Here is a 21267-nt window from a genome sequence, read left to right as displayed (position 1 = left end):
AAGTAAATCATTACTTCACCTCATTCCTCGGATCAGCCACGCTTTTAATCAAATATTCTTTCGGTGGCTCGGCTCCCAGCAAATGCCGCACAAAGTAATCCCAGCGGCGACGCATCATGTAGTTGGAATATGCTCCAAAACCATGACGACTATTCGGGAAAATCACCAGATCATAATCTTTATTCGCTTTTTCCAGAGCTTCAACCACCAGCAGGGTGTTATATGGTGGTACGTTATCGTCCATCATACCATGAGCCAGCATAAGCTTGCCCTTGAGGTTCTTCGCGTGCACCTGATTGGCCTGATTTTCGTAGTTTGACTTGCCATCCTTACCCTTCGTTTCCAGACCAATGTATCGCTCGCCCCAGTCGTCTTCGTAGTTGCGGTTATCATGGTTCCCCGATTCTGAAATGCCTACCTTAAAGAAATCAGGATACCTGAACATGGCACAGGCTGTTGCAAAGCCACCGCCCGAATGCCCCCAAATCCCGACTTTGCTGGTATCCATATAAGCATAAGTTGACGCGAGTTGCTTGATAGCCGAAATCTGATCGGGTAAGGTATTTTCTGCCATGTTTCCATAACTCATGTCATGGAAAGATTTCGAACGTTTGGGGTTACTGGTGCCTTCGAGTTCCACCACAATAAAGCCTAACTCAGCCAGGGCCTGGTTATCCCGACGGGAAGCCGCAAATCCCCAGTTACCCACGCTACCGCCCTGCGGACCGGGGTAGATGTAGTCAATCACCGGATATTTCTTATTCGGGTCCAGATGAGTCGGTGTATAGAGCAAGCCGTAGACATCCGTTTTGCCATCATGAGCTTTCGCTGAAAACGGAATCGGAGCTTTCCAGCCCGCTGCTTTCAGTCGGGTTAAATCGGTTTTTTCCAGTTGGGCTACCAACTTGCCACTGGTGTTTCGAACCGTCAGGACGGAAGGGACATCGGGTTGAGCGTAGAGGTCGCTGAAGTAATTACCCGACGGGGAAAGTGAGATCTGGTGATTACCCGGCTCAGGAGTTAAGGAAACCAGATTTTTTCCATCAAAACCTACCTTATAGAAATGAGCAAAATACGGATTACCCGTTTCCTTGCCACCCGCCATAAAGTAAATCGTCCGGTTTTTCTCATCCACATCGGTCAGGCTTAATACGACCCAGTCCCCTTTGGTAATCTGATTTTTAAGCTGCCCGGTTGTGGCATCGTAGAGGTACAGATGGCCCCAGTTATCGCGTTCGGAATACCAGATGAGTTCTTTCGTTTTCGGCAGGTACTTCCAGCTAATGGCCGTTTGACCCGATTCGAATTGCGTGGCTGACGTTTCACCGAAAACCTCCCGAACGGCACCCGTTACCGCGTCGGCAATTCGTACTTTTTCCTGCTTATGGTCACGTGACGTGGACACAAACGCCAGTTGAGAACCGTCTTCACTCCATTGCACATCGTTCAGCTCTCCTCCCCGACTAATGTCATCACCCAGGGTCGAACGATGTGGGTCTGGACTCACCTGCAATCGAATAACTTTCGGATTTTCTACCTCAATGATTACCCGGTGAATCATCGCAATGGCACTATCGCCGGGCAAAGGATATTTCCAGGCTTCGAGCGTGGGATGGCCTACGTTTGTTGTAGCCAGATACATATCCCCCACGGCCCGCTCGTCCTGCTGGAAGGTTGCAATTTTTCTGGAGTCAGGTGACCACGTTACAATGGCCCGATCCGAATGTTTCCAGCCCGCATTGTCCGTTGCGTAGCCAAAATCCTTTACGCCATCTTTAGTAAGCTGGGTTAGTTGCCCAGTGCTGAGGTCCCGAAGCCAGAGGTTATAATCTTTGATAAAAGCGGACTTTTTTCCATCAGGAGACAGCGTTTCATTGCGACGGTCAGCCCGGTTTTTCGGGGTCGTATCAGCCGTAATCTGATACGATTTCAGATCACATTTCCAGGACTTTCCATGGGCAGAAAACGTGATAAACTTTTCATCCGGTGCATACGTAAACTCCTGAAAGGGTAACATCCATGCCGTGTACTTTGTATTCGTAACACCAGAAAGACTTTCCGCCAGTTTCTGTTGATCGAAGGCGGGCGTTCGCGTTCCTTTCGCGGCATTGACCAGTATAAATTCGCTACCCTGAGCGATCAGGTTTCGGTACCAGAAACGATCTCCCGAAAGCCAGGTGGGACGTCCCGGCACATGATCGACGTACTGTTGCGTAGCCGTCAGAAAACGCTCGGCACGAGCGTAATCCTGCGTGGTCATTACGGGCCTCTGCTGGGCATATACACTACCGAAAAGCAGTGCTGGCACCAAAAAAGTACTCCATTGTTTCATACAGCGGGGAAAAGAATGTTTGGTTAATGAAGAAGCTAACGATGCAAAATACGCTTTAAGGAACAACTTGCCTATCTATAATAGATGAAATCGCCAGATTCATCGCAAGCTCATTTATATTGCCAGACGATCATCCCATTCATTACTCATGAATTCAGAACTAGTCCGCTATTTACTAGCCGCCTTACCTCCTGAAGACCTAGCTCAACAGGTCTGGTTTTATAAACGTCACGTAGCCGAAACTTGCGGCAGCGTTCGCGGTATGCGGGTGTTGCCTCACATCACTTATATTCCGCCTTTTACACTGCCTGAACAAGATGTGACAATGGTGGAGCAAGGCCTTGCAGGACTCATTCAATCGTTTCAAGCCGAGTCTGTCAGACTGGAGGGATTTGGGTATTTTTCAGGAAAGAAAAGTCATGTCATTTACGTAGCTGTTGAAAAGACGGAACTCATGCAGCAGCAGTATACAGAGCTAATGGCTTATGCAGTCGAAAATTCACTCTTGCCAGAATCCCAGCATCGTCCGTCTTTCACCCCTCATCTGACGATTGCTTACCGTGATTTGAATGAAGAAAAATTCCAACTGGCCTGGCCTTATTTCAAAGATCGTCCCTTTTCAGAAACCATGCTTTTGGATCATTTCTGGTTATTGAAGCACGAAGGAAAGAACTGGGAACCGATGACTCGGTTTGATTTTCGTGGGTGATGAATTTGTTACTAATGTCTCTTCAAACGTTGGGAAAATTCGACCTTCCATCCAGAATTTACCAATGTCAGGTACCGCTTAGAGTTAGGGCAATACCCGTGAAAATAAAACCGTCCCATTTCCAAAGAAGGTCTCTCTCTGCGTTCGAGATGACAGGAAGAGAAAATGAGTAAATAAAGGGTTTGGCTTATAATGGTACCCATCGCGATGTAAGACGTAACCCCTGCTCTGCTATCCCGAGTGAAGCGAAGGATCTCATGGGTGTTAGGAACGTACTTAGGTTTAGGAAAACGTTCATGTGACTAAACAGGGAGGTTATGACTCCGCTTTCGAGCTGACGGCATTAGTTTTTACTTTATTATAATCCGAACAGCTTCAGTACCCCCTTATTACTCCTTCTACAATGACACTTTTCTAAACACCTACGCTGTTCTGGATTGCAAATCCGAAAGAGCGAACAAACGTAGAGATGCCGATCCATCGTGTGTTATTTCTCTATCAAACTACTTTTATTCAGGCGAATCCTATTCATCTGTCCAAAGTGAAGCAGTTTTGCCTAAGAGAGCGAAACGCGATCAATCGGCGTCTCTACGGTAGATTTAGAAATATGTTTTCTGCCCAAACAAAACGTGGCTGGTGTATTCACCAGCCACGGAAATAAGAATACCTTTACTCCTTAAACATTAGCGGAGAATCTCTTCCAAGGCACTTCTATCTTTTACTAACAATATCCGTTGAATAGCTCCGGGTTTGTAAGTCCCTTTTTGGTTAATAAAGGCATAACCGGGATACCCGGTAAACGAAAAGTATTCAGAAAGCTCGGCATCCAAGGTCTCATCAATAAAGAAGTGAATGCCCGGCAATTCTAATTCGAAAATTTTTCGCTTCCATTTTCCTTCATCTGAACTACTAGCTGTACAGGCATAGATAAATACCACGGGTAAGTCCTGAGCTTCCTGCTGAAGTTTTTTGCTATGAGGCATCTCTTCCAGGCAGGATCCACACCAGGTGGCCCAACGATCCAATATGATGGCTTTCCCCGCAAAACTGCTTTTGAGTTTGGCCAGAAAGTCCGTAGCCCTCACCCCCGATACTTTGTAGAGGGTCGCTCCAAAGCTGGTTTTCTCTAAGACCTTGCCCAATGCATCTGAGGTCGCAGAGGAGCGATCTGAGGCAGCCAACGCCTGGTTTACATGGTCTACCCTCGCTATCGTTTGAGCGTATTCTTTCTTAGCTATCGCTCGGCACCAGGGTGTAGACATACTTGAAACGATTTGCTGTAAAGCTATTTTCTGCTCCTCGATGTCCTTATCCTGATTAAATAATAATTTTATTATATCTGCCTTGATGGGGGTAAGAAGACTGTCGGCTAAGCGAATGTTTCTCTGCAGTTCCCGCTCGCTAAGCACTTTCAAAATTCTGGGTTTTACTTCTTTATACCACTCAAGCGTCCTGGGATGAGACCTAGCATAATTCTGGGTAGCTCGTAAGGAATCAATGGCCGCCTGTTCCACCTCGGTAAGATCAGGGAAATGAGCGACTTCTTTCCAGCCAGCCATAATCTGTGAACCTGGGTAATGACGAATATAACCACATAAATGTTCATAAAAGATTCTACTATTACCGGACAATATATACGTCTTATAATCTCTAATCGTATTAAAAAGACTGTCTTCCATGACTTGATCCCAAGAAGCCAAGCAGATTGTTGCGTAGAAATCTAACTGGTGTTCATGCTCCAGTATCCAGCTATGAGGAGATGGGTGTGTGCTTATAAATTCCTGTTGGATGGTTTTTAATGAATCAAATACAGGTTTGTAAACGGTAAGTACCTTCTTAGTATCAGGGTACTTTAATTGAGAGAGTTGACTTAAACGTTTCCCAAGAGCCATTTTTTGTTCTACCTTGAAAAAGAAATTTTCAAGTTGATAGCTATTCAGAGAGGCATCCGTTCCTGTATAGGTAATTCCTTCAGCGAAAGAGCTTAACCAGGGCGTTGATGGTTTTTTCTTACTCTTATCAAACGTGACATGAAGATCACTATTAGCATAGATGCCAGTAGTAAAAAGATCACCAATACCTATAAAAACCTGCTGATAAGGAAGCGGATTTTCTAATTCTAAAGTAAAGCGACCATCGGCATTGATACGAGCCGTTTTCATTTTCTGACCCGTAAGGCTACTAATTGCATATTGAATGGTAAGCTTTTGTAGCTCTTCTTTGCTAACGTGAATAAGCTGGCCCGTCACTTTAGGAATAGACCGTTTCGCAAACTGTTGGTTAAAAGCGGGATCTTCAAAAGCAATGGGTTTAGGGGATTGAGCTATCCCTGTGAAAAAGCAAAAGAGGAAAAGAATGGTAATTAAATTTTTCATAAGCACAATTATTAAGTAGATAAGTAGATGGATTTAAGCGAAGGTATTCTGAATTTTATCAAAACAATACATTATCTAATTAAAATTCATAAAACGCTTCTATATAACTATAAATCAATACTTTACTAATCAATTTTTATTTAAACTTAAAGCGTAAAACAAGCATATCAATAACTTTAATTTGCAACTATTTCAGTATTTTTATTAATTAAAAAATTTAATATTAACCCAATCATACTTATTACCTAATAGAACTCCTTTGTTATGATTACCTTCTAAAATAAATGTTATAATCCAGCTCCTACGCTGTTCTGGATTTGCAATCCAGAACCAGTCTGTTACGGATCTGTAATCCGTATATGGAATTATAGATCCCCAACAAATCGCTTTCGGATTGCAAATCCGAAAGAACGAACAAACGTAGAGACGCCGATTCATCGCGTCTTATTTCTCTATCAAACTGTTTTTATTTAGGCGAATTCTATTCATCTGTCCAAAGTGAAGCAGTTTTGCCTAAGAGAGCGAGACGCGATAAATCGGCGTCTCTACGGTAGATTTAGAAATATATTTTCTACACTAAAAGTGACTAGTAAAGAAAACAGAGAGATGGTTGATATATATGTAGAGATGCTACGCTATTCTGTATCTATCTGTAATCCGTATGTGGGATTATAAATCCCAAACAGATTACTTTCGGATTGCAAATCCGAAACAGCAGAAAGACTTATTACAATAAAACCCGTAATGTTTGTTACGGGTTTTATTGTAATAAGTCTTATATTCTACTACTCTTACTGCTGAATGAACCAACTAGCAGGAATGTCCTTCGGTTCTGAACCATTGAGGCTGTATTTCAACTTGAGAGTAAAACCACCCCCACCTTCGATAAAGTCAGCTTCGAAAGGATGAGCCCCTTTACTTAAGGCTACCTGCCCACTTTTTTCGATAGGGAAATGGTTACCGTCGTTATCAACTACCATTCGATCAGCGATGCGGAGAATTCCGCCGTCGTCGCAGGTATAAAAGAAGCTATACACGCCCGTTTCAGGAACGTTAATCAAACCCCGGAACTGAATTCCGAAACTTGGAGCGGTTACCGTTTGGGGCACCTCCACATTCGGAACCGTAAACGTGCTGTCCGCTTTCTCACGCTGCATCAGCTTCGTTGATCTGAACGCTTTTTTATATAAACTTCCTTTTAAACCAGCCGTTTTGCCCGTTACCGGCACGGGCTTGGCATAGGCTTGTTGCTGATACTTCAACGTATACATATCTCCGCGTAAACCCGTCGAAGTAAAAGCCGCCAGCTTAATGGTTTGGGGTTTCGTAATCGTCAACCCTTTACCCAGTTCAGGTGAATTTTTCTCCGGGAACGAACCATCCGTGGTATAGCGAATGGTATAACTTTCCAGCGGCTTTTTGATGGTTAACGTCGCCTTGTCTACGAAAACGTTCTCTTCCGTGAAACCCGTCAGGTCAGGCAGGCGGTAATGAATGTTGCTTTTCTCCATCATCGGGTAATGCTGCAACAGGCGTTTCTGAAATGAATCGTAGTTCTTCTTATTCGTCCAGACTACTTCCGAGAGGGCTGTCATGCGGGGCATGTAGAGGTATTCAGCCCGGCTTTCGGTGGGAACGTATTCCGTCCAGAGGTTGGCCTGAGCACCCAGGAAAAGTTTCTTCTGCTCGGGCGTAATGCCTTCGGGAATAACCTCCAGATGATACACATTCGATACAGACTGAATGCCTGGAGGGCTATCAAAGTAGAGCGTACTTACGGGCGTCATGATGATTTCATTCCCATTTTTAGCCGCTTCGTAAGGAGCTTTTTTCACCCAGGAACGCCAGTACATTAAAGTCGCCGAAGCATCAATGCCGCCTTCCAGTATTTCATCCCAGCCAATGAGTTTTTTACCCTTGGACGTAAAGAATTTCTGCATGCGGTGAATGAAGTAACTTTGCAATTCCTCCACGTTTTTGATGCCTTCTTTCTTCATCAACTCTTTACAAGCCTCCGAGTTCGCCCAGGTTGTTTTTTCCACTTCATCCGCTCCGAGGTGCACGTATTTACTTGGGAATAAGTCAAATATTTCACTAAACACATTTTCAGCGAATTCATACGTCTGTTCATTACAGGGGCAGATGGGCGTTGAAAACGTTTTTCCCCAGCTGGCATCCGTCGTACAGCTCAGATAGGGATATTGCTTGATGGCCGCCATCATGTGACCGGGCATATCGATCTCAGGAATGACCTCGATGGAGCGTTCCGCTGCATACGCTACAACCTCCTTAATTTGTTCCTGCGTATAATACCCTCCGTATACCTGCTTCCCGTCTTTCATTTTGAGGAAGCGGGGATCAATGATAAAATCTGGATTGTCTTTTGACTTGGCAATGCACGAAGAATCCTGATTATTGAGTGTCCGCCAGGCTCCTTCCTGAGTTAATAAAGGATATTTTTTGATCTCTATCCGCCAGCCCTGGTCGTCGGTGAGGTGCCAGTGAAACTTGTTGAATTTATAGAAAGCCAGTTGGTCAATGTATTTTTTGATGAAATCTACGGTAAAGAAGTGCCGCGACACATCCAGGTGCATACCCCGCCAGGAATACGCAGGCTGATCCTTAATGACTAACGAGGGAATTCGTTTCGCCGCTCCAGCCGAAACAGGCAGTAACTGACGTAGGGTCTGAATACCCCGGGTTATACCTACTGGGGTTTTACCTAATAATTTAATGGTTAAAGCACTTACTTCCAGCGAGTAAGCTTCGTCGTTCCCTAATGAAGCATCAAAACCTAAAATAATCCGGTTAGCCGAACCAGCCGCGTTCCCGCTAATGCCTAACAGCGACTTCAGTTGACTAACCTGTGAGGTTAAGGGAGCATCTGCCGGAAAAATCAGGCTGGTTGAAGCCTTCACTTCAAAAAAACCGGCTCCGGGCTTGAGCGACGCTGGGTATGGAATAAGCGGATAAGAATTCGTTTGAGCATGCGTCAACCCGCTAAAAAGCAGGCAGGCAAGCACCAGCAGTTTTTTCATTACATTCGTTTAATGGTAAAACAAAACCCTGGAAGGGGCTTATGATGGAGGAAGACCCAAAGATCGGGATCATACTCCATCATCCTTTAAAGAATGCAAAGAAAGGGTTTCTACGGCCCGAAACGAGCATTATTACCTGTGTTTTGTTACCCCTACCTGCTCACAGAATTCCAGCACCGGGCATTTGGAACATCGGGGTAAGGTTCCTGTACAAATATGTTTTCCGAACGGCATCAGCAAGCGGTTAATATCAATCCATTGACTCTGAGGAACTTTATTTTCAAGTACGTTCAGCGTTTTTTCGGGCGTGGTGGTTTTCACAAATCCCCAGCGATTCACCACGCGATGTACGTGGACATCCACACTAATAGCGGGGACTCCCGTGGCTACGCCCAGAGCCAGATTGGCACATTTGGGACCGACGCCTTTCAAGGCAGTTAACTGGTCATAATTCGCAGGTAACTTACCGCCGTATTGTGTAATAGCAATTTGGGCAATGGCCCGCATCGTCTCCGCCTTTTGTCCGGGGTACTGACTACCCACCAGCATTTCGGCCAGTTCTTCAAAGGGTATGGCTACTAACTGCTCCGGCGTTCGGGCTCGATTAAAGAGTTTTAACGAAAGCGGAATCGTCGTTTCATCGAGTGTACGGATGGAAATCAAACAGGAAATGAGCTGCTCAAACAGGGTATTATAGCCCCGCTCGGCCAGTTCAAACATAGCGGCTTTGGGATAAGGGGCAATGGCTTTTTCAATGCGGGGTAGCATTTCATTTAGATCAAAGGCACGTTTCATAGGGTTGCTCGTTTCAGATCTCCATAGAAAAACCTTTGCCAGTCCTGATTTGGAGAGGCGGCTTTTGTTACGATTCAAATGATTCGCATTTCCCAGCTAGACGCGACTGCATCGCGTCTCTACCTATATCAGGCATGAATGGCGTGATCCGTGGGCAGGTTTTCGCCTTTTTCCCAAATGCGGCGACTCGTCCAGTCAGTCGCTGGATTAGCCCAGAAAGGATCGGTGGCGGGTAATCCTAAAGGCAATAAGGCCGTTGCCGTCAGGTATAAACTTCCGGTAGAAATATATCCTTCACCCAAATCGGGCTGATGGCCGTTCAGGCCAATATACAACCAGCCTTTGCTGTCGTAATTTTTAGGGTTGTCGAGGGTTTTATGCAGAACAGCGGTTAACGCACTGCGAACCTGAGCGGGTATTATTTCAGGAGGTAACTGCTTTAGAAAAGCCGTATTAGCCAGGTGATGGAAAGCCCCGGCCCGGTAACAAATGGAACGTCCAATGACGGGAAAAGTACCATCCGTGGCAATCAATCGCTCTTGAACAGCGGCGTAACGGGGGGCGATTTTATCCATCCGTTTTTTCAGAAAATCGTAACTGTTACCGGGTAAGGTTCGCAGGATATCCACTATGAAAGGCTGGATTACGTAGCTGTTGTAATAATCCCAGTGAAAGTCCGGCCCGTCTCCAAAAATACCGTCGCCTTTGTACCATTGCTCGTGCTGACGCAGAGCATAATCCAGTCGCATTTTGTCGTACTCTTCTCCAATAAAAGCAAAGAATGCTTCAATCATTGCACTGAATAACAACCAGTTACTAAAATAAGGCTGAATCGTTCGGGTTTGCCTGAAGGCGGTCAGTACCTGTGTTTTTACTTCCGTAGGCAAGCTTTGATAGAGCTTCGGACAACGGATTAAACCCTGAGCCAGAAAGGCAGCATCCACCAGCGGCTGACCGCCCTTGGTATAATTCAGGTAATCTTTCGCCTTTGGATTGACGGCATTTGCCAGCCCTTTCTGGGCCAAAGAAAAATACTTTTGCCGTAAGGCTTTTTCTTCGGCTGAATCCAGCTCTAACCAGGGACCTATGCCCGCTAACAAACGCCCAACGGCTTCCAGATAGGAGTAATTTTTGCGGTCTGCTTCCTGACCTGGTTTCGATTCCACTGGCATTCGAACTTTCAGCTGATCTTCCGCCAGGGCCGTTAAGACGGGTTCCGCCAGTTTTTGCAAAATACTAACCCAGTACGCCCGATCAGAAGTGGGAGCTGCTGTGGCAGGACTGGCTAAGGTTTCCAACGGATTCAAGGTGCTGACTAATCCCACCCCGCCCAACTGGCGAAGAAAAAATCGACGAAGCATAGGTTACTAGTTTAGAGTTCCGGGCTTGGCCGGAAGTATTATTGATAAGACCACGGGTTTCTTTATTAACCCTAAACTATTTTTCGGGTTAACTGCCGGAACCGTGATCGTCTCTCGTTAAGCCTAACGGGCTTGAATATGAATAGCCCCGGATGTCAATCCGGGATAATGGATTTGCAAAACACCCTCCTTTACTCTCCCTTCAGAATTTGCACTGGACCGAGTAACCCGCTCTCCAGCAACTCCCACTCGGGGCGAATCAGGATATTGGTTTGAGTGAATCGCTGGCTTTGTGGTTTGCCACGGTCCCCTACCAGTCGGTTACGCCAGGAGTTTGTGACATCAATTTCCAGCATGTTATTTTTGGCTCGCAGATACCCCTTCACCGAAATTCGATACGGAGGGCACCACAGTACGCCGAGATCCTTGCCATTCAATCGTACGTGAGCTACCCCTACGTCCTGTACATCACCCAAATCCAGGTAAGGGTTAGCGGGCGTTGGGCTATCAAACGTAATCTGATACGTCGCCTTTCCTGAGTAATACTTAATACCCTCTTCGGGCCGTTTCGTCCAGCTCGTCAGGGTTTTGAATACTGCTTTTTCCGGACCACCCCACTTCTGATTAAAGCTTACGTTCCAGGTTCCTTCAATTGTTTTTACGGGCTGGTAACTAATGAAATTTGAAACAGCATTACCCTGTTTGGTTTCAGGAATGGGCGTACGGAATAACACAATCCAGGAGCCATTCGGCGTAAATTCCAGCGGAATGATGGTTCTTCCTTTCTCCTGACGAAAATTCATAATCGGACGAATTTCGCCCGTTACGGCATTCCAGAGTTCAGGTTGTTTGCCCGTCATACGAAATTCTACTTCGGATTTCTGAGCTTCTTTCTGTTGACTTGAAACGAAATACCAATCCGCCTTACCCCATTGGTAATGAATGTAATCCAGCTTTTTATCAGCAGAAAAATCGGGCTGAATGCCATCCTCCTGCAAGACTTCCCGAGCCGTTTTTCCCCAGATTGTCCGACCTTTCCCGAAGGTATGCTGACCCGAAGAAGTCGATGCCGCCCCCCATAACTCGTCCGCCAGTTTTTTCACTTCGGTTTCACTGGCGGGGTAATTTTCCAGACTCACGGTATGGGTCGTTTTGGGCCCCAGAACGGTCGCTCCATTTTTCACTAACTCGTGAATCTTACGAAGGGCTTTCAATGATAGTACTCCATGATCGGGAATGACCAGTAAGCGGTAATGCTGACCGTGCTCAAAGGTAACCTGGCCGTCTTTCACGGATAATGCCAATAACCGATCTTCATTGGTCAGATCGTAATCATAACCGGGTAATACTTTCGCCGGATCGTCTTCTTTCAGGCGGCCAATATTAGGCACGTGATCGCCATAGTAATACAACACATCGCCCACAAAACGGCTATTTTGAGCCATATACTGAATCCGACTCAGGTACTTTACAAAAGCTCCGGATTCATTCCACCACGTTACGTTCGGATTAAAGTGCGTTCCAGCAAAATATTCCTGACCCGGCAATCCCATTTCGCGGGGCGAGCAGGTAAAAGTATGCAGGAAAATCAGGTTCAGTCCCGAGCAGAACTCATGGTCAGCACTGGGTTTCATCGAGGCCCAGATCACATCATTCCAATGCGGACCGATGGTTGTGAACGACTCCGCTCCAACGAACGGTACATTATAAATGTGAGCGGCACTGGCGGCCTGTTTCACAAAAAAGCGACGTTCAGGCGTGGGTCGGTGCGGCGATGGAGCCCAGAATTCACTCATCATCAGCGAGCTATGTCCGTAGTTTTTCAACCCATCAAACGGACCCGCGTGTGGTCCGGCTGACTCGGGCTGAATGCCCATTCCAAAGGCCCTCGCCCGTTTGGCAAATAACCCGTAATGATGTTCGGAGATACAGTCACTGACCGTTTTACGAAAATCCGCCAGGAATCGGGTCGTTACCTCTCGATTCTCTATAATTTTTCCCGCCAGAATCGGTAAGTAAGGCGTGATCTCATACCCCCGAAACTTTTTGAATTCTGCGGCGAAATCTTCCGTCCAGTTAATACCACCCAATTCCCAGCTATCGGTCTGTAGATACTTAACCGTCTTGCCTGCCGCCGGGCCAATTTCTCTCAGTAAGGGTTCTACGTGCGTATCCCAGTAACGATTGAAATGTTTTTCACTCATGTGATCCAGCACGCGGCCCTTCCACTGGCCGCTCGACGTAGAAACCTCGGCTTCTGAAGGCGTGTACCCCAACCGAATTATGGTCCACTCGCCCGCTGGAGCATCCCATTCCAGCACGCCGTTTTTTACCTTATCCGTCAGGGTAATGACATTTTTCAACGTAGCGTCCTCTTCACCGGGCACCGCAGGTTCGTCGGTTAATAAGGGCCGGGTATCCGGAATATTCGACCAACCCACCTCTTCGGAAGCATTTTTAAACTTAAAATCTTTAATGGGTTTGCGGTTATGATTCGCTTTAGCGGGGTAAGCCATTACCGAAATTTCGCGGTAATAGCCATCCTTGATTTTCGGCATGGGTAACTCCTGACGAATCTTGCCGGGCCCTTTTACTTTCGTTTCGGACCAGGTTAGGTGTTTGGTAGCTTCTTCGGGGGTAATATCGGGTCCACCCAGATTCCAGCCGCTTTGAATACTCAAACTTAGGGTTAGTCCCAGCCGACTAGCCTCTTTTACGGCATGACGGTATAACTCTCGCCAGGCGGGTGTTCCGAACATCGGGCCTTCAGGTACATCGGCATTATCCCGCTGATTTTGCCCACCGGCATCAAACAAACAGGCTCCACTGAAGCCCTTGGCTTTCATTTCTTCCAGATCGCGGGTGATGGCTTCTTTGGTTACGTTGCCATTCAGCCACCACCACCAGCAACGAATGCCGTATGATTGAGAAGGATTTTTAAACTGTTCGTCGGAAGGCCCGGAATCGGGTTTGAAACTTAATGCGGTGAGGAGAAGAAAAAGGGAGAGGTACAGACGGTTAATCATTTCGAAGTAAAGAATAGCTACAGAAGAGACGAAAGATAACAGGTGCGGCCCGTATCCGCTAACGCCTTTTCTCTAAAACTGTCCTGCTTCATCCTTGTCTAAACCCATTCATTGTATCAGACCTTTCAGTTGAAAAGAGGTCTTGCAATCCTTTCACTGATTCAACAGCATTGAGATTCAGACTTTAGTAACATCCTGAGTGAAGATTGTATTGGTGATGTCTATTCCTCCTCTTAAGGCTTACCCGCTCAATGCTTATTAAATAGTATGAAAAAAGGGTAACCGTTTTGACTGCTACCCTATCCAATTAATTCCTATTCGTTACGTCGTCACAGGTGTTTTCTTTGCCATGACTCGTGTGGCTTTACTCTGAGGTTTCTTTTTGTTACGTCTGCCCCACCAGAGAAGCGTTCCGGTAATGGGTAAGCTGGCACAGATCAAACTGGCAAAAAAGGCCAGAATCTTACCGGGTAACCCCCAGATGGCTCCTACGTGAATATCGTAATTCATCCGGCGGAGTAACTGAGCGACATTGGCATCGGCGTACTTACCGCTGTACGGACCAGTAGCCGCGATTTCTTTGCCTGAATGCTGATCAAAATAGTGATAATCCACTTTATAGTAAGTTCCAGCCCGGTAATTTACGTAAGAGAAAATCGAGCTTACCTTATCTTCTGGAAAGGAAATATTAAGTCCCTGATGATTGGGATGCTTCAGGCTATAATCCCGCCAAATCTGGTCGACGCGACCCATTAATGGCGTAGTGGCTAGTGCCGTGGTATCAGAAGGAGGAATCAGATACGCGTCGGACCCTTTCCCACCCGTGGCGGTGTACAGTCCCTGCGAAAACCACTGAAAACCCCAGACTAATCCCGTAATGGCAAAGACCATCCCCAGAGCCATAACGTAGAAACCCAGCACATTATGCAGATCATAGTTTTTACGTCGCCAGGCAGCATTCCATTTAATGGTGAAGCGTTGTTTGGCTGCACTTTTGTTTTTAGGCCACCATAATATCAATCCGGTAATGGTTAATACCAGAAAGATCAGGGTTGCGGAAGCTACAATGGGCTGGCCAATTTTCTCGGGCAACCATAGGTAATAATGGCCGTGTAAAATGAAGTGGAAGAAATCGTCGTCTTCATTCCATACGTGCAGAACTTTACCCGTATACGGATTGATGTAAACGACGTAATAATATTCAGGATCGAAGTTATAAAAACCGACTTCAGCACTGCGATTGGGCAATCCATACAATAAGCCATCGGCGGCTTTTCCAGGTAGAGCTTTCTCGGCGATGGTTCGTAAAGCAGAAGGAGCTAAGGGTACGGCCTGAGCAGGCTTCTCAACGAATCGATAGGGTTGTGTTACATTCTTAATTTCCTGTTCAAAGGCTAGTATGCAACCCGTAATAGCCACTACAAAAACCACTAAACCGGAGGCTAACCCCAGATAAAGGTGTATCCAGCCTATCCATTTTTTAAAGCTCATTGCGTTCGGTCTGATTTTACAAATCAGGACAAATTTATCAATTCTGATCTATTTATAATTGGTCTAAGAAAGATTTATAATAATAAGGACTGGATAACTGGATACGAGAGGTTGGTTTTGTCAGTCATTCAGCCGAAGCAATAAGTAATTGAAAGAGATTCCCGCCGTCGCTCGGCTCTAGCCGAGTGACGGCGGGGAAGTAATCTAAATGAGACGTATTAGTAGAGAGTAGAGAGTACACCATAACCATACATTAACCACCGATCCAGGTTTATCAATTGGTAGTTAATACTTATTTTTCGGTACGATTAGTTCTTAGGGTATCACGTAATTTTCGGTTCAAACGCACGTAAGATGACCGAAGATTTCATTCATTACCTCTGGCAATTTCAGAAATTTGATCGTACTGATTTACAGACCTGTGCGGGTGAAAAGCTGCAAATTCTATCAGTGGGGCAAGCTCATACCCACGCTGGACCCGATTTTCAGAATGCTCAGTTGATTATCAATAGCATCAAATGGGCTGGTACCGTGGAAATTCACAGGCGATCTTCCGACTGGATCAGACATACCCACCAAACCGACGAAGCGTACGAAAACGTCATTCTTCATGTCGTCTGGATTCATGATCAGGCTATTTTCAGGAAGGATGGCTCGGAAATTCCAACGCTTGCTCTTCAAAATCGTACAGATGAAACCTGGCTACAGCGTTATCGCTCGCTCATGGATGGAAAGGAAACCCTGGCTTGTGGAGCTCAGTTTGCTTCCTCCAGCGAGCTCTCCCGACGAATGATGCTGGATCGCACGCTGATTGAGCGGTTATCCGTTAAATCACAGAAGGTGCAACAAATTTTGGAATCAACTCAAAATGATTGGGAAGAAACGAGTTGGCAAATGCTGGGAAGGTCGATGGGAGCTTCGCTCAACGCCGATCCGATGGAATGGTTAACTCGATTGGTGCCCCTGAAAATTCTCCGCAAACACCGCAATCAGCCCTTTCAAATGGAAGCTTTGGTGTTTGGAGCCTCTGGATTGATTCCTGAAAATCCCACCGATACCTACGTGATTCAATTGCAAAAAGAAGCTCATTTTTTGATGAAGAAATATCAGATTGAACCGCTTCCTAAATCAGTGTGGAAATTTTTAAGATTACGACCCGCCAGTTTTCCTACCGTTCGTATGGCTCAGCTCGTTCAGTTAGCCATTGAGCCCCTACCTCTATTTTCCTTTATTCTTAGCTGCAATGAAACTCTTAGCATCGAAAAGCAATGGCAAGTCCGCCCTTCGGCCTACTGGCAGTCGCATTACACCTTCGAAAAACCTACGAAACAGGGCATTACTCAGCTCGGGAAAGACACTATTCAGCGGATGGTTATTAACGCCGTTGTTCCCTTACTAACCGCGTTCAGCCACTACAAAGACGACCCTACCTTTCTGGATCGAGCCATTGAATTACTGGAAAAACTACCTTCAGAAACGAATACGTGGATAGATACCTGGAAAAAATACGGTTTGAAATGCCAGAATGCTGCCGATTCACAGGCCGCTCTGGAATGGGTGCAATCGTACTGTAACCAACGCAAATGTTTGAATTGCAGCGTGGGAATAGGTGTCTTAAAAGGATAATCCATTTTCTAATCCTGTAGAGACGAGATTGATTGCGTCTGGGTGGAGGCGGTTTTATTACGTTTCACTGACTAAAGGGCAGTTTTGTTACCTTCTAACTCATTCCCATTCCCCGGCCAGATGCGATGAAGTCGCGGCTCTGCATAAAAAAACGGCTCTAACTGGAAAATCCAAGTAGAGCCGTTTTTTAACATCCAATCACTAAAACTTATACCGTTTCGAGAATGCGACCTTTGCCGCCATTTTCTAAAACTACCTGATTAGCAAATTCTTCTGCTTTACGGGATTTATAATTCCACCAACGTTTACCGAAGTTTTTCTTCATTAAATCATCAAACGTCCGCATGGCCGTGATGTTGAAGATCCCTTCTGCACGCGTTGAAATGGAGGGATCAAAGGCACGAACGGCCAACGCATATCCCCCTTCCAGGTAATTCATGTAATGCCACACGCCGGAAGGAATGTATAACATATCCCCATGTTCCATGATGCAATCGTATCCTTCCAGATAACGCATGGCCGGGTGTTTCTCGTAATCAGGGTTTTCGGGATCCACGTAACTCAAGATACCGTAGGGCATCCGGTAGAGGTGTTTCGAATATTTCTGATCAAACAGGATTACCCGTTTTTTACCGTGAAACTGCGTCAGGAATACATTCGACAAGTCCATATCGTAGTGCAAATACACGATTGAACCGGCACCGCCGAAGAACATCATCGGATACTTCTTGAGGAAGCCCTTCATGAGATGCTCAGGGAAGGTGAAATCATTACACAGATCAGGGATGTGATCAAAGATATTGAACAGGAACATCCGTAAATCTACTGGTCCTGAAGCAATTAAGTCCAGATATTCTCCAAACTTCATCACCTTGTCAGGCTGATTCAGCTTCGAACTCGGCGTAGGTTTGGAGTTATCGTACAAAGGTACTTCGATATTTCCCGCCAGGGTCTTGAAGTAATCCAGACGCCACTTTTCAAAAGCAGGCCACTTTTCGGTGATACCCCGCAGAATAACCGGGCGATGGGTTTTTAAATATTTTTCGCGAAACTCTTCACCAGAGATGTCCGTAACAATGTCGACAGGCTGCAGCTTCATATTGGTATTACTAAATTGAATTTATCGGATAGAAATGGCAAAAGTAACGCATTTTCATTGCATAATTCCAATACGTTTTTTGAAAAGATTGTTCCCTTTTCAAAGTAATTATTTTTAAAAGACGCTGTTCTTTAGAAAACGTCAACTCTAACTTTTCAATTCTGCCCGTTGATTCAATTCAATCTATACTTAATTCCGCATCATGTTAACCCCCGTAATGAGAAACACGGTTCCCACTAAAAAAGGCACTAGCGATTCCCATTGGGAGATTTTCCAGCCCAGCGTAGTCTTCCCATCATTAAGAAAAGCAACACAGGCGAAAAGAATAATCATGGTTCCTAAAATCGTAAAAAAAGCCCCAAAAAACCGAGTCATGGGATTGGGCGTGGAAGGCTGCATGGATGTGATGAGTTAATGGTTTACTTACGAATTCTTTTGGACAACGTATTGATTTATCGACGGTTATCATCGCCCTGTAACATTCCCAGATAACTGTGATAACGGCTCAGGGCAATCGTTTCAGCCTCTACAGCATCCCGCACCGCACAGGCGGGTTCATTCACATGAAGGCAGTTATGATACTTACATTCATTGAGTAACTCCCGCATTTCTGGAAAGTAATGACTGATTTCAGACGGAGCCATATCAATTAACCCCAGTTCTTTAATCCCCGGTGTATCAATCAGATATGTACCCGATTCGAGTTCAAACATTTCGGCGAAAGTCGTGGTGTGCACGCCTTTATTGGCGAAAGTAGATACTTCGCTGGTGCGTAAATCCAGATCGGGAGCGATGGTATTTACCAGCGTTGATTTACCCACCCCCGAATGGCCGGAAATCAATGATACTTTGTCTTTCAACAAAGCTTTTAACTCCTCGATTCCTTCACCCGTCAAGGCCGAGGTACGCAAGGTACCATACCCCAGATTAGCGTACATGTCCATGATGGGCTGATGCTGATCGCGGCCTTCTTCATCGAAAATATCCTGCTTATTAAAGACGATTAATACCGGAATTCGGAACGATTCTGCTGAGACCAGAAACCGATCAATAAAACCAAGCGACGTGCGTGGGAAATCAAGGGTAACAATCAAGACGGCCTGATCGACATTGGCAGCCAACAAATGAGCCTGACTAGTTTTATGAACCGATGCCCGGGCGATGTAATTATCCCGATCTTCTATCTCGTTAATGATGGCCGTATTTTCATTCTCATTTTCAATGTCCATCCTAACCCGATCTCCCACCGCCAACGGATTGGAGGTTTTCAGACCTTTGAGCTTAAATTTTCCTTTCAATCGAGCCTGCCAAACATGGCCTTCTTCATCCCGTACATCGTACCAGGAGCCTGTTGATCGTATGACTATTCCTTTTTCTGACATCTATTTCATGACTATAAAGTAAGTTTGATCTGGTTGAGGAGGTTTGATGGAAAACGATTGAGACTACTATCGAACCGTTCAAACCTCATCAAACAATTACCTAACTCCTACTTCAAACCCTATTCAAACTTTCTCGAACTAACTTCAAACTTCTTCAAACCTACTATTAAACTACTTTCAAACAATCCATTCATACTTCAAACCCCATTCAAACCTCCTCGAACCAATTTCAAACCTAGTTAAACTTTTAAACTACGCATAATCTGCTCCCTAGCTCCGATTTTGCTGTATACATACGCTCGGCTGGTTTCGGCTTCGTGCTGGTATAGATCAGGCTGTTGTAATAAGTTTGTAAATATCCTCGTAAATTCCGTACCATCCGCTACCGCATGAGCCGAACCTAAAGCTAGTAAATCGTGAGCTTCCTGAAACTTTCGGTATTTCTTGTCACCAAAGAACAGCGGCATGCCCCAAACGGCGGCTTCTACGATGTTGTGTAACCCATTTTTATAAGCCCCACCCACAAAGGCAAAATGCCCATACCGGTATAAGCTCGCCAACATCCCAATGTTATCAATCCACAACAAATCGGCCTGCTGAATGGCTTCGGTAGTTGCCTGAGAATACCGAACGGATTTTACGGACACTTCATTACTCCATTGCTCTATTTGTTGAATATCAATCTCGTGCGGAGCTATAATACACTTTAGTTTATGTTTTCCAACGTATTCATTTATGAAATAAGCTATCGTTTTCCAGTCTTCCGGCCAGACCGACCCCCCGACTAATACCTTTGCCTCTCCACAAAATTGCTCAACAACAGGAAAGCTTTTGGCCTCCCGGGCAATCTCCACCACGCGATCAAAACGGGTATCTCCCGATAAACTAACATTGGTAATAGAAATGCTTTTGAGTAATTTCAGCGACTCTTCATTCTGTACGAAAAGATGCGAAAAGCATTTCAGAATCGTTCGGTAAAAACCGCCGTACGACTTGAAGAAAATTTGATCGGGACGGAAAATGGCGGAAAATAGAAGGATTGGAACATTCCGTTTTTTGAGTTCATGTAAGTGATGATACCAGAACTCATATTTCACCCAAAAGGCCATTTTGGGTTGAATAATGTATACAAATTGTCGGGCATTTTTGGCGGTATCCAGTGGCAGGTAACAAACTAAATCTGCCTGGTTATAATTTTTCCGAAGTTCATAACCCGAGGGTGAAAAAAACGTCAGAACAATTTTCCAATCCGGGTTTTCTTTCCGAAACGTCTCGAGTACGGGCCGGGCCTGTTCAAACTCTCCCACTGACGCACAGTGAAACCACGCGGTTTGAGGTGACGGCTGGTAATGCTCCAGTTGACGCCAAAGCTGTTTTCGTCCCTCAATCCACAGCCGGGCTTTGGGATGAAAAAAAGCGGCCAGGCGAAACCCCAACTGCATAAAAAAGACAGAAATAGTATAAAAGAAAGAATACAAGGTCTGGAATAAACTTTTTACGCACCAAAAATAGAACTTTGTCGGCGTATTCGAACGTTCGAGGTTGAATACAGACTTATTCAAAGACATCTTTTTATATTCTTAATTTCCTATGAACTGGCAAGCCATTACTGAACTGGAACAATTAGAAACGATTGCACAAGCGTCTTTTGATCATCCGGTTCTCATTTATAAACACAGCACAACCTGCTCCATCAGTGCCACAGCCAAGTCCCGACTGGAACGTCAATGGGATGACAGTCAAGGCATTGAAAGTTATTACCTGGACTTATTACGCTACCGTCCCATTTCGCAGGCTATTGCTGAAAAATTTGAAGTACAACATGAATCGCCACAGGTATTACTGATTCGCGATGGCAAATGTGTTTATAATGAATCGCACTTTGCCATTCAGTTTGGCGAGATTCTGGCGAATGCTTAGAATTGATATTTTTGATACAAGAAGAACCTGCATGGGAATAAATGCCATGCAGGTTCTTCTTGTATCAACCCAAAAGGCTGTTCAATTCTCTCATCGTCGACCTTTATCTTTTG

Annotated in this window: 14 protein-coding genes; 3 read left to right on the top strand and 11 right to left on the bottom strand. The window is 45.4% G+C overall.

The window, feature by feature from the left end:
* Window positions 1–10: 10 nt before the first annotated feature.
* Complete coding sequence (locus QE390_RS14380; RefSeq protein ID WP_307142640.1) at window positions 11–2332, bottom strand: S9 family peptidase; 2322 nt, start codon at window positions 2330–2332, stop codon at window positions 11–13.
* 148 nt (window positions 2333–2480) lie between these two features.
* On the opposite strand from QE390_RS14380, the gene QE390_RS14375 reads away from it, so the two are divergent.
* Window positions 2481–3041, top strand: coding sequence for a 2'-5' RNA ligase family protein (locus QE390_RS14375; protein ID WP_307142639.1), 561 nt, complete (start codon window positions 2481–2483; stop codon window positions 3039–3041).
* 683 nt (window positions 3042–3724) lie between these two features.
* On the opposite strand, the gene QE390_RS14370 is transcribed toward QE390_RS14375, so the two are convergent.
* The 6 genes from QE390_RS14370 to QE390_RS14345 all read right to left on the bottom strand — a co-directional run bounded on the left by QE390_RS14370 (window position 3725) and on the right by QE390_RS14345 (window position 15127).
* On the bottom strand, window positions 3725–5203 hold the full coding sequence (locus QE390_RS14370; RefSeq protein ID WP_307142638.1) for a redoxin family protein: 1479 nt from the start codon (window positions 5201–5203) through the stop codon (window positions 3725–3727).
* A 1004-nt stretch (window positions 5204–6207) separates the two neighbouring features.
* Window positions 6208–8454, bottom strand: coding sequence for a family 20 glycosylhydrolase (locus tag QE390_RS14365; protein ID WP_307142637.1), 2247 nt, complete (start codon window positions 8452–8454; stop codon window positions 6208–6210).
* A gap of 132 nt (window positions 8455–8586) precedes the next feature.
* The gene (nth, locus tag QE390_RS14360) at window positions 8587–9249 is read right to left on the bottom strand and encodes an endonuclease III (RefSeq protein ID WP_106635605.1); all 663 of its coding nucleotides are present in this window, start codon (window positions 9247–9249) and stop codon (window positions 8587–8589) included.
* 128 nt (window positions 9250–9377) lie between these two features.
* On the bottom strand, window positions 9378–10610 hold the full coding sequence (locus QE390_RS14355) for a DUF2264 domain-containing protein (RefSeq protein WP_307142636.1): 1233 nt from the start codon (window positions 10608–10610) through the stop codon (window positions 9378–9380).
* A 191-nt stretch (window positions 10611–10801) separates the two neighbouring features.
* Window positions 10802–13636 carry a glycosyl hydrolase gene (locus QE390_RS14350; protein ID WP_307142635.1) on the bottom strand — a complete coding sequence of 945 codons (2835 nt, stop codon included), beginning with the start codon at window positions 13634–13636 and terminating at the stop codon, window positions 10802–10804.
* Window positions 13637–13957: 321 nt separating this feature from the next.
* Entirely contained in the window at window positions 13958–15127 is a 1170-nt protein-coding gene (locus QE390_RS14345) for a PepSY domain-containing protein (RefSeq protein WP_307142634.1), read from the bottom strand.
* 354 nt (window positions 15128–15481) lie between these two features.
* On the opposite strand from QE390_RS14345, the gene QE390_RS14340 reads away from it, so the two are divergent.
* Window positions 15482–16753: a DUF2851 family protein gene (locus QE390_RS14340; protein WP_307142633.1), complete on the top strand. Its 1272-nt coding sequence runs from the start codon at window positions 15482–15484 to the stop codon at window positions 16751–16753.
* A 208-nt stretch (window positions 16754–16961) separates the two neighbouring features.
* Here the strand turns inward: QE390_RS14340 and QE390_RS14335 are convergent, their stop codons facing one another.
* The 4 genes from QE390_RS14335 to QE390_RS14320 all read right to left on the bottom strand — a co-directional run bounded on the left by QE390_RS14335 (window position 16962) and on the right by QE390_RS14320 (window position 20676).
* The gene (locus QE390_RS14335) at window positions 16962–17852 is read right to left on the bottom strand and encodes a cupin-like domain-containing protein (RefSeq protein ID WP_307142632.1); all 891 of its coding nucleotides are present in this window, start codon (window positions 17850–17852) and stop codon (window positions 16962–16964) included.
* A gap of 189 nt (window positions 17853–18041) precedes the next feature.
* Window positions 18042–18251 (bottom strand): hypothetical protein, encoded by a 210-nt coding sequence (locus tag QE390_RS14330; protein WP_198555145.1) that lies wholly within the window; start codon window positions 18249–18251, stop codon window positions 18042–18044.
* Window positions 18252–18304: 53 nt separating this feature from the next.
* On the bottom strand, window positions 18305–19234 hold the full coding sequence (gene rsgA, locus QE390_RS14325) for a ribosome small subunit-dependent GTPase A (RefSeq protein WP_106635599.1): 930 nt from the start codon (window positions 19232–19234) through the stop codon (window positions 18305–18307).
* Between the two features lie 239 nt (window positions 19235–19473).
* Window positions 19474–20676, bottom strand: coding sequence for a 3-deoxy-D-manno-octulosonic acid transferase (locus QE390_RS14320; RefSeq protein ID WP_307142631.1), 1203 nt, complete (start codon window positions 20674–20676; stop codon window positions 19474–19476).
* Between the two features lie 148 nt (window positions 20677–20824).
* Between QE390_RS14320 and ytxJ the strand changes: the two genes are divergently transcribed.
* Window positions 20825–21154 carry a bacillithiol system redox-active protein YtxJ gene (ytxJ, locus tag QE390_RS14315; protein WP_106635598.1) on the top strand — a complete coding sequence of 110 codons (330 nt, stop codon included), beginning with the start codon at window positions 20825–20827 and terminating at the stop codon, window positions 21152–21154.
* Window positions 21155–21267 lie beyond the last annotated feature (113 nt).

Origin of the sequence: Siphonobacter sp. SORGH_AS_1065 (assembly GCF_030818595.1) — a bacterium.
GTDB lineage: Bacteria > Bacteroidota > Bacteroidia > Cytophagales > Spirosomataceae > Siphonobacter.
Note: the sequence above shows the minus strand (reverse complement) of the source record. Positions and strands in the feature narration are given on the sequence as shown.

Coding starts and splice junctions, on each gene's coding strand:
- QE390_RS14380 (WP_307142640.1), bottom strand. CDS start 2,332: ATGAAACAATGGAGTACTTTTTTGGTGCCAGCACTGCTTTTCGGTAGT.
- QE390_RS14320 (WP_307142631.1), bottom strand. CDS start 20,676: ATGCAGTTGGGGTTTCGCCTGGCCGCTTTTTTTCATCCCAAAGCCCGG.
- QE390_RS14330 (WP_198555145.1), bottom strand. CDS start 18,251: ATGCAGCCTTCCACGCCCAATCCCATGACTCGGTTTTTTGGGGCTTTT.
- rsgA (WP_106635599.1), bottom strand. CDS start 19,234: ATGTCAGAAAAAGGAATAGTCATACGATCAACAGGCTCCTGGTACGAT.
- QE390_RS14345 (WP_307142634.1), bottom strand. CDS start 15,127: ATGAGCTTTAAAAAATGGATAGGCTGGATACACCTTTATCTGGGGTTA.
- QE390_RS14355 (WP_307142636.1), bottom strand. CDS start 10,610: ATGCTTCGTCGATTTTTTCTTCGCCAGTTGGGCGGGGTGGGATTAGTC.
- QE390_RS14365 (WP_307142637.1), bottom strand. CDS start 8,454: ATGAAAAAACTGCTGGTGCTTGCCTGCCTGCTTTTTAGCGGGTTGACG.
- ytxJ (WP_106635598.1), top strand. CDS start 20,825: ATGAACTGGCAAGCCATTACTGAACTGGAACAATTAGAAACGATTGCA.
- QE390_RS14335 (WP_307142632.1), bottom strand. CDS start 17,852: ATGAAGCTGCAGCCTGTCGACATTGTTACGGACATCTCTGGTGAAGAG.
- QE390_RS14375 (WP_307142639.1), top strand. CDS start 2,481: ATGAATTCAGAACTAGTCCGCTATTTACTAGCCGCCTTACCTCCTGAA.
- QE390_RS14370 (WP_307142638.1), bottom strand. CDS start 5,203: ATGAAAACGGCTCGTATCAATGCCGATGGTCGCTTTACTTTAGAATTA.
- QE390_RS14350 (WP_307142635.1), bottom strand. CDS start 13,636: ATGATTAACCGTCTGTACCTCTCCCTTTTTCTTCTCCTCACCGCATTA.
- nth (WP_106635605.1), bottom strand. CDS start 9,249: ATGAAACGTGCCTTTGATCTAAATGAAATGCTACCCCGCATTGAAAAA.
- QE390_RS14340 (WP_307142633.1), top strand. CDS start 15,482: ATGACCGAAGATTTCATTCATTACCTCTGGCAATTTCAGAAATTTGAT.